This is a genomic window from Massilia sp. Root335 (assembly GCF_001425685.1).
GTDB classification, from domain to species: Bacteria; Pseudomonadota; Gammaproteobacteria; order Burkholderiales; family Burkholderiaceae_D; genus Telluria; species Telluria luteola.
Window position 1 is genome coordinate 84,116 of sequence record NZ_LMCY01000050.1, and the last position, 10,455, is coordinate 94,570.

The following is a 10,455-nucleotide window of genomic DNA, read 5'->3' on the forward strand; positions in this document are numbered from 1 at the left end:
TATGATGCGGCTCGTCCGTCGAGGACGACGTTCGCAAATCCTTTGGAGAAACCATGAAACGACATCTCGTATTGCTGCTCGGCGCATTGACGGCAGCCGCGGCCTTCGCCCAGACGACCGTGCCGAATCCGCTCGCACCGGATGCGGCGCCGCATGCCGCGAGCCACGGCGCGCCCGCCGCGGCGAAGTCGTCGAAGACGGCGCCGGCAGCAAAGGAACAGGCGCCCGGCGGCGGCGCGGGCAAGGTCTGGGCGAACAGCTCCAGCAAGGTCTACCACTGCGCAGGCGACAAGTACTACGGCAAGACCAAGAAGGGCGAATACATGGCGGAAGCCGACGCGAAGGCGAAGGGCTACCACGGCGTGGGCGGCAAGGCCTGCACGAAATAAAACATACCCTCATCGCTCATTGGCGAAGGCCAGCGCACCCACCGCCGCAAGGACGAATGCGATGCCGGCCAGTTGCCGCCATCCCACCGGCTCGCCCAGCAGCAGGGCGGCGAGCAGCAGCGCGGCGACCGGTGCCAGCGCCGTGAACAGCGCCGCTTCCGTCGCGCCGACCCGGGCCGTCCCCGCGTACCAGAGCAGGAAGCCGCCGACGGTCGGCAACAGCGCGTAATAGCCGACGGCGAGCAGCGCGGACGACGCGACAGGGGCGGTCCACGCCGCTTCCGCCAGGGCGAACGGCAGGGAGGCGGCCAGGCCGATGGCGCTCATCAGCGTCGACAGGGCGAGGGGCGGCACGGCGACGCGCAAGCGCTTGTTGAGCAGGATGAAGCAGGCTTCGCACAGCACGGCGCCGAACACGAGCGTATTGCCGGACATCGAACCGGCCGCGGTGCCCGCCGGTTGCCGATGCAGCACGAACAGCCCGGCGCTCGCCAGCGCGATGGTCGCGAGCAGCATGGGCCGCGGCCGTTCGCCGAGCAGGGCCATGGCGACGACGGTCGCGACGACAGGCAGCGTGCCGAGGATGACGCCGGCGTCGGCCGCCGACGTGGCGCGCAACCCCGCCATCAGCAGCGCCGTGTACCCGGCGGTGCCGGCCAGTCCCTGCAGGACGAGGATCGCCCCGTCGCGCCTGCCGGGACGCGGCACGGGCGTGCCGGACACGCGCAGCAGCACGAGAAAACAGGGCAGGGCGAGCGCGAAACGCAGGGCCGTGGCCGTGAACGGCGGCAGGGCGCCGGCGGCGATCTTGCTGGCCACGACGGTGCTGCCGACGAGCAGCATGGCCAGCGCCAGGTACACATAGCCGAGGGTTTTATCGGACACGACGTTCTCCTTTCGGTGACAGGGAACGCACGATAGCCGCCGGCGCGGCGCCGGTATTGAACGAAATTGCGGGCGGTGTTACGCCAGTGCCGCCGCGTAGGTGCCGGGCGTGACGCCGTAGGTGCGGATGAAGATGCGCGTCATGTGGCTCTGGTCGGCGAAGCCGCTGGCCGCCGCGGCGTCCGCCAGCGCCGCGCCGCGCGCGAGCAGGGCGCGCGCCACTTCGATGCGGCGCTGGATCAGGTAGGCATGGGGCGTCAGCCCGGTCGCTCCGGCGAACTGGCGCACGAGCTGAAAGCGGCTGAGCCCGCAGACCCCGGCCAGGTCGGCGAGACGCCATGCGGTAGCGGGCGCATCGTCGATCATGGCCCGCGCATGCGCGATCGCGGCCGTGGCCGGCGTCCGCCGCGATCGCGCGCCATCGTCTCGCAGGCCGTGCAGTAGTTCCAGCAGCAACTGCTCGCGCAACAGGCTTGCCGAGTCGCCGCCGCCGCGCGCGGTGACGGCCGCGTAGAGGCGGTGAAAACAGGCGGCCAGCGCCGCATGGCGGGCGACCGGGTCATGGAAAGCGTACTCATGGCTGGCGCCTTCGCTCAGGTCGGCTGCCGTGGCACTGGCGAGCGGCTGAGGGAGGTACAGCATGCGCCATGCCCGGGGCGCGCCGCCGAGAGGGGCGCCATCGTGCACTTCGCCCGGGTTCACGGTGATGATGTCGCCCGCCAGTGCCTCTACCTGGCCGCGCCCGCTGCTCGAAGTCTGGCCGCCGGCCAGCATGATGCCGACGCCGAACTGTTCATGGCTGTGGCGGGCGAACACATGATCGCTGCGGGCTTCCACGGCATCCACGCCCGGTAACGCGGAACGGATGATCGTGAAATCGGCAGGCTTTCCGGACCTGGACATGGCGTTCCCTCGTCGACGCGGATGGGCGGAACGCCGAGTTTAAGGGCGAAGTTGCCGCCGAGGCAAGGCGGCGGGCCGTACATGTCCCGTCATCGGGCCGTCTGTGGCGGTGGCCGATGGGCGATGGATATCGATGGCCGCGGCCATCGCCCGATAGCCTGCGTCGCCCGGATGCAAATGATCGCCCGAATCGAACGCAGCCCGCAGGCGGCGCGGGTTGGACGGGTCGCGCAGGACGGCATCGAAGTCGACGACGGCATCGAACGCGCCGGCCGTGCGGATCCACTGGTTCAGTTGCTGGCGCAGGCGGTCCTTTTCAGGACTGTAGTGGCCGGCGTACGGCGTGCCGGCGAGGGCGCCCTCGAACGGCGGCAGCGTGCCCGCCGTCACGCGCACGCCGCGCACGTGGGCCGCGGCGACCAGTTGCCGGTAGGCAGTCGTGAGTTCATCCAGCGTGGCCGCGCGCTCGCCTGGTGCGAACGGGCTGCCCGGCCAGCCGATGTCGTTAATGCCGAGTAAAACGATCACGTCCGACACGCCGGGCTGGCCGAGCACGTCCTGTTCGAAGCGGGCGAGGGCGCTCTGCCCCATGCCGTCGCGCGCCAGCCTGCCGCCCGAGATACCCGCATTGGCGACGGCGATGCCGTGCTGTGCCAGCCGTTCCGCGAGAAGGTCGGGCCAGCGGCGATCCGCATCCGGCGTCGACCCGTTGCCGTCCGTGATCGAATCGCCGAGGGCGACGACGGTGCGGCCTGGCGTTGCCGCCTCGACCATGACGGCGTTCAGGAACAGGCGTCCTCCGAAGCGGCTGGTGACGCCGCCCATGGTGACTTGCACAGTCTGCTGCGCCCCCCAGTGAAAGCTGGCGATGGGCGTGGATGCGGGCAGCCGGGTCGTCACGGCCAGCCGGGACAGCGGCCGCACGGGCATGGCGACGGGATCGCTCGTCACCGTGGCGCCCGGCGCGATGGCGACGCCCGGCTGGCCGGAAAACGTCAGCGTCCGGCTGTTGGTTGCGTCGTCGGCCGGCCCCACGCGCACGGCGCCGAGTTTGACCGGCTCGCGGCCGTACCGGTTCGAGAACACGAGCCGGATGCGTTGTCCGCCGGCGCTCAGCCGGACGGTCTCGCGCAGCGTCGCGTCGTCGAGGCGGGCCGGGACGTTCATCGGCAGTGTGAAACTGCTGTCCCAGGCGGGTTGCGGCGCCGCGTACCACGACGTGAGCCAGTGGTCGCCCGCCAGCGCGGGTTGCGATTCGAATGCCAGGGCGAGGGTGAGTGCCGCGAGCGGCTTGTGTCGGGTCATGGTGAGCTCCTTTGGATGAGCGCTCACGATAGGTCATTCTGGAGCGGCGAAGAAGATGGTAGGATCTTGGAACACTCATTCCAATATGGAATAAATACGATGGACACCCTGCACGCGATGCGCGTCTTCGTGCGCACCCTGGAACTGGGCAGCCTCTCGGCGGCAGCGCGCGAATTCGGCACGACGCAGCCCACCGTCAGCAAATGGCTGGCCCAGCTGGAGCGGCAATTGCGCGTGCGCCTGTTCGAGCGCAGCACGCGCGGCCTGTCGCCGACCGAGCAGGGCCAGCGTTTCCACGCTGACGCCCGACGGGTGATCGAACAATTCGACGCGGCCGTGGGCGCCGTCCAGGGCATGACGGGGCAGGCGGCGGGACTGTTGCGGATCAACGCGCCCGTCGCGCTGGGCCAGTTCCGCATCAACGCGATGGTGCAGCAATTCATGGCCAACCACCCCGCCATCGACGTCGAGCTGATCCTGAACGACCGCTTCGTCGACCTCGTCGAGGAAGCCGTCGACGTCGCGTTCAGGCTGGGCGGAACCTTGCCGCCGGATGCGATCGGCCGGCATCTGGCGACGGTGCCGCGCTTTTTGGTGGCTGCGCCGACGTATCTCGCGCGGCGCGGCGTGCCGGTTGTCCCGGACGCGTTATCCGCGCACGATTTCGTGCGCTTTGCCTGGACGCCGGGCAATACGGTGGACTTGTTCCGCGGCGACGAACAGGCGCGGCTGTCGGTGTCGAGCCGCTTCCGTGTGAACAATGCGCTGGCGATACGCGACGCGCTTGTGCTGGGCAGCGGGATCGGCGTGTGTCCGGACTGGCTGGTCCGCGATTTGCTGGACAGCGGAGAACTGGTGCGGGTGCTGGACGGGTGGTCGGCGCGGGCGCAGGATTTATACCTGCTGTATCCGTCGCGGCAGTTTCAGCCGTTGCGGACCAGGTTGTTCATCGGCTTCGCCGTCGCGCAGTTCGGTGGGTTGGCCGGGTTCGAACGGGGTCAGGGATGAAGCGGGCTGTTCGGCTTGATGCGTGCCTGCCGGACCGGCGTCCGGCTTCTCGTGACGAACTTCCTGAGTTTTGGAAACACCAGCGAGCGTTCCCCGCAGTCGCTGCACAGGATGTGCTCGCTGCTCCACAGGATGCGCATCAGGGGAGTACGCGCGATCCGGCGTATATAGGTGGAACCGCATTCGGGGCAAGAGGGCATGAGATTTACCGATAAGTTGTGAACATTCGTTCTCAACTTATCAGCCATTGCCTTGTAGCACAGTGCGGTAGCTCACAATGGGAGCAATCCTTGGCGCACCGGCGTTCAGTTGCTCGCCCCTCCGTTACACCACCGAGCCCAGCTTGAAGATCGGCAAATACATCGCGATGACCAGACCACCGATCAGCACGCCCAGCACGACCATGATCAGGGGCTCCATCAGCGACGACAGCGCCTTGACGGCCTCGTCCACTTCTTCCTCGTAGAAGTCCGCCACCTTGCCGAGCATGCCGTCCAGCGCGCCGGATTCTTCGCCGATGGCGACCATTTGCGTGACCATATTCGGGAAGACATTGGCGTTCTGCATCGCGGCCGTCAGGCTCGTGCCCGTGCTGACTTCCGTCTGGATCTTTTTCGTCGCGTCCAGGTAGACGTTGTTGCCGGACGCGCCGCCGACCGAGTCCAGCGCCTCGACGAGCGGGACGCCGGCCGCGAACATCGTCGCCAGCGTGCGGGTCCAGCGGGCGATCGTGGCCTTGCGTATCACTTCGCCGAAGATGGGGAGACGCAGCAGCACACGGTCCATGAATTGCTGCATCTTGAGCGAGCGGCGCCAGGACTGGAAGAAGAAGTACAGGGCGCCGAAGATCGAGCCGAAGATGATGTACCACCATTGCACGACGAAGTCGGAGATGCCCATCACGATCAGCGTCGGCGCCGGCAGGTTCGCGCCGAAGCTGGAGAACACGGATTTGAACGCCGGCACCACCCAGATCATGATCACGGCCGTGACGATGAAGGCGATCGCCATGATCGCGCATGGGTACATCAGCGCACCCTTGATCTTGCTCTTCAGCGCGAGCGTCTTTTCCTTGTAGATCGCGAGGCGCGTCAACAGGTCTTCCAGGATACCCGCCTGTTCGCCGGCGCCGACCAGGTTGCAGAACAGCGGGTCGAAGTACAGCGGGTATTTGCGGAAAGCGTTGTTCAGGCTGGTGCCCGTCTCGATGTCGGCGCGCAGGTCCATGATCAGCTTCGACATGGACGGGTTCGCGTGGCCCTTGCCGACGATGTCGAACGATTGCAGCAGCGGCACGCCGGCCTTCATCATCGTGGCCAGCTGGCGCGTGAACAGGGTCAGGTCCTTGTCCTGGATCTTCTTGCCACTGCGATAAGCTTTCTTCTTGACCTTGGTGACCATGATGCCCTGGCGGCGCAGGGTCACGTTCACGATGGTCTCGCCGCCGGCGCGCATTTCGCCGCGCACGGTCTTGCCGGTCTTGTCCTTGCCTTCCCAGGCGAAGATGTGTTCCTTGACTTGCGCGCTTGCGCCGCGGCGTGCCGGGACGGATGTCGTTGCCATGTTGAATCCTTATTCGTTCGTGCAGCCGAGCACTTCTTCGAGACTGGTGAGGCCCTGCCTGACCTTCATGAGGCCGGACCGGCGCAGCGAATTCACGCCGTCCGCCTCGGCCTGGGCGGCAATCTGCATTGCGTTGCCGTGGCCCAGGATCAGGGCTTCGATCGCCGGCGAGATCGGCATGAGCTGGTAGATGCCCACGCGGCCCTTGTAACCGGAGCCGAGGCAGCGCTCGCAGCCGACGGGGCCGTAGGGCTTCCAGTCGCCGTCCAGGTCGCCGTCGCGGAAGCCCGCCGCCTTCAACGTGTCGCGTCCGATGTCGAGCGGCTGCTTGCACGTGCACAGGCGGCGCGCGAGGCGCTGGGCGGTGATCAGGATGACGGACGACGCGATGTTGAACGGCGCCACCCCCATGTTCATCAGGCGCGTCAGCGTCGACGGCGCATCGTTCGTGTGCAGGGTGGAAAAGACCATGTGACCCGTCTGCGCGGCCTTGATCGCGATGTCGGCCGTTTCCAGGTCGCGGATCTCGCCGACCATGATGATGTCCGGGTCCTGGCGCAGGAAGGCTTTCAGCGCGATGGGGAAGGTCAGGCCCGCCTTTTCGTTGACGTTGACCTGGTTCACGCCCGGCAAGTTGATCTCGGCCGGGTCTTCCGCCGTCGAGATATTGATGCCAGGCTTGTTCAGCAGGTTCAGGCAGCTGTACAGCGACACGGTCTTGCCGGAACCCGTCGGGCCCGTCACGAGCACCATGCCGTACGGGCGCGTGATCGCATCGATCAGCAGGGCCTTCTGGTCCGGGTCGTAGCCGAGCGCGTCGATGCCCATCTGGGCCTGCGTCGCGTCCAGGATACGCATGACCGTCTTTTCGCCGAACAGGGTCGGCAGCGTGCTGACGCGGAAGTCGATCGTCTTCGTGGGCGACAGCACGAGGCGCATGCGGCCGTCCTGCGGCACGCGCTTTTCCGAGATGTCGAGCTTGGCCAGCACCTTGATGCGCGAGACGAGCTTGTCGCGGATCGACAGCGGCGGCGCCAGGTGGTCGCGCAGCACGCCGTCCACGCGCAGGCGGATGCGGTACTGCTTTTCGTAGGGCTCGAAGTGGATGTCCGACGCGCCCAGGGTGATCGCATCCATCAAGACCTTGTTCAGGAAGCGCACGATGGGCGCGTCCTCGACCTCGGCGGCGGCCGCTTCCGATGCCTGCGTCTGCTGCGGCTCGTCCTCGGCGAACTCGATCTCGCCTTCGTCGCCGACCAGCTCGCTCAAGTCCTGCTCGGCGCTCTTGGAGAGATTCGCCAGCAGGGCCAGCAGGGCGTCGTGGGCGACGATCACCGGCTCGACCGTCGATTCGCTCTGGAACTTGATCTGGTCTAAGGCCTGGGTATTCGTCGGGTCCGACAGCGCCACCGACATCTTGTTGCCGCGCCGTGCCAGCGCGACGACGCGCTGGGCCTGCATCAGCTTGGCGTCGATGGCGTTGACGGGCAGCGACTCGAGACTGAAGGTGGCGAGATCGAGGAGGGGATAGCCGAAGGTTTCGGCGCAAAAGGCGGCCAGGGAACGCGCGTCGACGGCGCCGGCACCCAGCAGGGTGTCGATGAAACCGGCCTTGTCGGCCGACGCCTTCTTTTGCAGCGTGTCCGCCTGGGGCAGCGTCAAGCGTCCCGCCTGCACGAGGGCACGCGCCAGCCCGGGCAACGCAGTGCCAGGGGTGGTGTTGGGGAGGACTGCTGCCATATGATCAGGGTCGGAAGGACGACAAGAAGCCGGGCAGGACGGACGGCCCCGGCGGATGGTCTCGATGATGCCCGTAGGCATCTAATCGGTCAAGACTTTGTCGTGGGGAAAGATGCGTGCATACCACGTGGACGAAATGGTATGTGCGACCTAGGCAATGTCGGGTGAACAACATCGTTATTCCTCGTGCAAGGACGTGGGCAAACCGCCGGATCGTGGCCGGCGGCGCTCGGCCGGCCAAGCCCGATCAGGCTGCCAGCCAGCGTTTGACCGCGACCGGCCGCAACAGTTTCACGACCTTGATGGCCTGATTCTGCACTTGCACGACTTCGATCACACACTGACCGATCTTGAGGGCGATGGGGAATTCCGGGATTTCCTGCAACTGTTCCAGCAGCAGGCCGTTGACGGTCTTGGGGCCGTCGAGGGGCAGGTCGAGACCCAGCTTTTTATTGATGTCGCGCAGCGGCGTCGTGCCTTCGAGCAGCACTTCGCCCTGGGCATTCCACGCCATCGCATCGCTGCGCGCGGCGCCCGGTGTGGACGTCGTGAAGTCGCCGATCATTTCCTCGATGATGTCTTCGAGCGTGACGAGACCCTGCACCTCGCCGTATTCGTCGACGATGATGCCGAGGCGCTCCTTGTTTTCCTGGAAATACTGGAGCTGCGTGAAGACGCCCGTGTCTTGCGGGATGAAATAGGGCTCCGTCAACAGTTCGCGGAAGTGCTCGATCGTGAGGTCGTCTTCCTCGTTCAGCAGCGCGACGGCCTTGCGCACGTGCAGGATGCCGACGATGCGGTTGATCTCGCCTTCGTACACTGGCAGCTTGTTGTGGTAGCAGGTGGTCAGCTCGGCCTTGATGTCCTCGACGGGCAGCGCGAGGTTCAGCGCCTCGATCTGGGGGCGCGGTGTCATGATGTCTTCGACGGATATCTTTTCGAGGTCGAACAGGTTCAGCAGGATGCTCTTGTGCTTTTGCGGGATATAACTGCCCGCTTCCAGCACGACGGAGCGCAACTCTTCCGGCGACAGGCGCTGCTGGGCATCCGCATGGCCGACGCCCGCGGTGCGGATGTGCAGCAGGCGCAACAGGCCTTTCACGAACAGGTTGACGAACCAGATGGCCGGCTTGGCCACCTTCATCAGTGGCCGCAGCACATAGCTCGAGCCGAGCGAGATGCGTTCCGGGTAGGTGGCGCCGATGATCTTGGGCGAGATCTCCGCGAACACGATCAGCAGGAATGCGACGACGGCCGTGGCGACCGTGATCACGCTTTCCGCGTGGCCGAAGAACAGGATCGCGATCGCGGTCACGAGCGCCGTCGCCATCGCATTGATCAGCGTATTGGCGATGAGCACGAGGGACAGCAGCTTGTCCGTGCGGTCCAGCAGCCACAACGTGGTGATGGCGCCGCGGTGGCCCCGTTTCGCAAGATGGCGCAGGCGATATTTATTCGCCGCCATCAGGGCGGTTTCCGCCATCGCGAAGAAGGCCGAGCAAAGGATCAGGAGGGCGAGTGCGAGAATGAGCACCCAAAGTGGTACGGTTTCCAAGGATCACCGTCAAGAATCGTCGGGAAACTGGCGAGGCCAGCGCAGAGGCCGATTCTAAGTCAAGGGGAGGGGGCTTGCAAGTTTGGCCAGACAGGCGCGGTCGACGGGTTCAGGCTGTCGACCATCGAACTGGGGATCAGGATGGTCGCGCCGCGCTCCTTCGTCGTTTCATAGATGATGTTCATCGCCCGCAACTGCAGGGCGGCCGGATGGCCGGCGTACATGTCGGCCGCTTCCACGAACTTCCCGGCGATGGCGGCTTCGGCGGAGCCGAGGATGACCCGCGCCTGCTTCTCGCGTTCGGCCTGGGCCTGGCGCGACATGGCGTCCTGCAGCACGACGGGAATGGCGACGTCGCGGATTTCCACCGAACCGACGGAGATCCCCCACGGCGCCGTCTTCCGGCCGATCGATTCCTTCAACTGCGCGTCCGCCTCCTTGCGCTCGGACAGCAGCGCCGTCAGCATCGACAGGCCGATCATTTCCCGCAGCGACGTCTGGGCCACCCGGTCGATCGCCTCGCGGTAATTCGTGATCGCCAGCGCGGCTTTCTCGGCATCGTGCACGTGCCAGAAAATGATGGCGTCGACGTTGACCGGGACGGTGTCCTTGGTCAACGCCTGTTCGGCGTTGAAGGCGGTGGTCTGGATGCGCCCGTCGATGACGGCAACCACGCTGTCGATGACGGGCACGATGGCGAACAGGCCGGCACCCCTGACGCTGTGGAGTTTCCCCAGCCTCAGGATGACGAATTTTTCCCACGTATTCGCCATCTTCAGCGAGAACGCAATAATCGCGGCAAGGACCAGGAACGGCAATCCGAGCAGTGGATTGACCCAGTAGGTGAGGACTGCGCCAACGGCGAGGCTGACGGAGACCAGGAACGATGTGACCGGGTTCATGATGGCGATGGCCGGCGCTTGATGATCCAAGCATACGCCGAATTCGGGCAAGGTGCGCGCTTGCCCGTCCCGGATCGATACGGTCGACAATGCGCGTCAGGCTACGGGAAATGTTTTGCTTTTAATCAAGGTCATTGCCCTCCTGTTGGTTACCTTAACCGACGGAAATCTGATACCTGATAAACCATCGGAGGTGCTGCATGGA

General features: G+C 65.7%; 8 protein-coding genes and 1 pseudogene. 2 read left to right on the top strand and 7 right to left on the bottom strand.

Features of this window, described 5'->3' with window-relative positions:
- Nucleotides 1–143: 143 nt before the first annotated feature.
- A pseudogene (locus ASC93_RS26040) lies at nucleotides 144–389 on the top strand (hypothetical protein); the annotation flags it as partial.
- Between the two features lie 9 nt (nucleotides 390–398).
- Here the strand turns inward: ASC93_RS26040 and ASC93_RS26045 are convergent.
- From ASC93_RS26045 to ASC93_RS26055, 3 genes are all read right to left on the bottom strand, one after another.
- On the bottom strand, nucleotides 399–1,274 hold the full coding sequence (locus ASC93_RS26045) for a DMT family transporter (protein WP_056449672.1): 876 nt from the start codon (nucleotides 1,272–1,274) through the stop codon (nucleotides 399–401).
- A 78-nt stretch (nucleotides 1,275–1,352) separates the two neighbouring features.
- Nucleotides 1,353–2,177 carry an AraC family transcriptional regulator gene (locus tag ASC93_RS26050; RefSeq protein WP_056449674.1) on the bottom strand — a complete coding sequence of 275 codons (825 nt, stop codon included), beginning with the start codon at nucleotides 2,175–2,177 and terminating at the stop codon, nucleotides 1,353–1,355.
- Between the two features lie 39 nt (nucleotides 2,178–2,216).
- The gene (locus ASC93_RS26055; RefSeq protein WP_082548352.1) at nucleotides 2,217–3,482 is read right to left on the bottom strand and encodes an SGNH/GDSL hydrolase family protein; all 1,266 of its coding nucleotides are present in this window, start codon (nucleotides 3,480–3,482) and stop codon (nucleotides 2,217–2,219) included.
- 99 nt (nucleotides 3,483–3,581) lie between these two features.
- Here ASC93_RS26055 and ASC93_RS26060 point away from each other — a divergent pair, with 99 nt between their 5' ends.
- The gene (locus ASC93_RS26060) at nucleotides 3,582–4,490 is read left to right on the top strand and encodes a LysR family transcriptional regulator (RefSeq protein WP_056449676.1); all 909 of its coding nucleotides are present in this window, start codon (nucleotides 3,582–3,584) and stop codon (nucleotides 4,488–4,490) included.
- 324 nt (nucleotides 4,491–4,814) lie between these two features.
- Here the strand turns inward: ASC93_RS26060 and ASC93_RS26065 are convergent, their stop codons facing one another.
- The 4 genes from ASC93_RS26065 to ASC93_RS26080 all read right to left on the bottom strand — a co-directional run bounded on the left by ASC93_RS26065 (nucleotide 4,815) and on the right by ASC93_RS26080 (nucleotide 10,250).
- The gene (locus tag ASC93_RS26065; protein ID WP_056449678.1) at nucleotides 4,815–6,053 is read right to left on the bottom strand and encodes a type II secretion system F family protein; all 1,239 of its coding nucleotides are present in this window, start codon (nucleotides 6,051–6,053) and stop codon (nucleotides 4,815–4,817) included.
- A 9-nt stretch (nucleotides 6,054–6,062) separates the two neighbouring features.
- Entirely contained in the window at nucleotides 6,063–7,793 is a 1,731-nt protein-coding gene (gene pilB / locus ASC93_RS26070; RefSeq protein ID WP_056449681.1) for a type IV-A pilus assembly ATPase PilB, read from the bottom strand.
- Nucleotides 7,794–8,040: 247 nt separating this feature from the next.
- Entirely contained in the window at nucleotides 8,041–9,348 is a 1,308-nt protein-coding gene (locus tag ASC93_RS26075; RefSeq protein ID WP_056449683.1) for an HlyC/CorC family transporter, read from the bottom strand.
- 59 nt (nucleotides 9,349–9,407) lie between these two features.
- Entirely contained in the window at nucleotides 9,408–10,250 is an 843-nt protein-coding gene (locus ASC93_RS26080; RefSeq protein ID WP_056449695.1) for a slipin family protein, read from the bottom strand.
- Between the last annotated feature and the right edge of the window lie 205 nt (nucleotides 10,251–10,455).

Bases quoted from the DNA above. Each gene is read 5' to 3' on its own strand.
- ASC93_RS26050 (WP_056449674.1), bottom strand. From the start codon at position 2,177: ATGTCCAGGTCCGGAAAGCCTGCCGATTTCACGATCATCCGTTCCGCG.
- pilB (WP_056449681.1), bottom strand. From the start codon at position 7,793: ATGGCAGCAGTCCTCCCCAACACCACCCCTGGCACTGCGTTGCCCGGG.
- ASC93_RS26065 (WP_056449678.1), bottom strand. From the start codon at position 6,053: ATGGCAACGACATCCGTCCCGGCACGCCGCGGCGCAAGCGCGCAAGTC.
- ASC93_RS26060 (WP_056449676.1), top strand. From the start codon at position 3,582: ATGGACACCCTGCACGCGATGCGCGTCTTCGTGCGCACCCTGGAACTG.
- ASC93_RS26080 (WP_056449695.1), bottom strand. From the start codon at position 10,250: ATGAACCCGGTCACATCGTTCCTGGTCTCCGTCAGCCTCGCCGTTGGC.
- ASC93_RS26055 (WP_082548352.1), bottom strand. From the start codon at position 3,482: ATGACCCGACACAAGCCGCTCGCGGCACTCACCCTCGCCCTGGCATTC.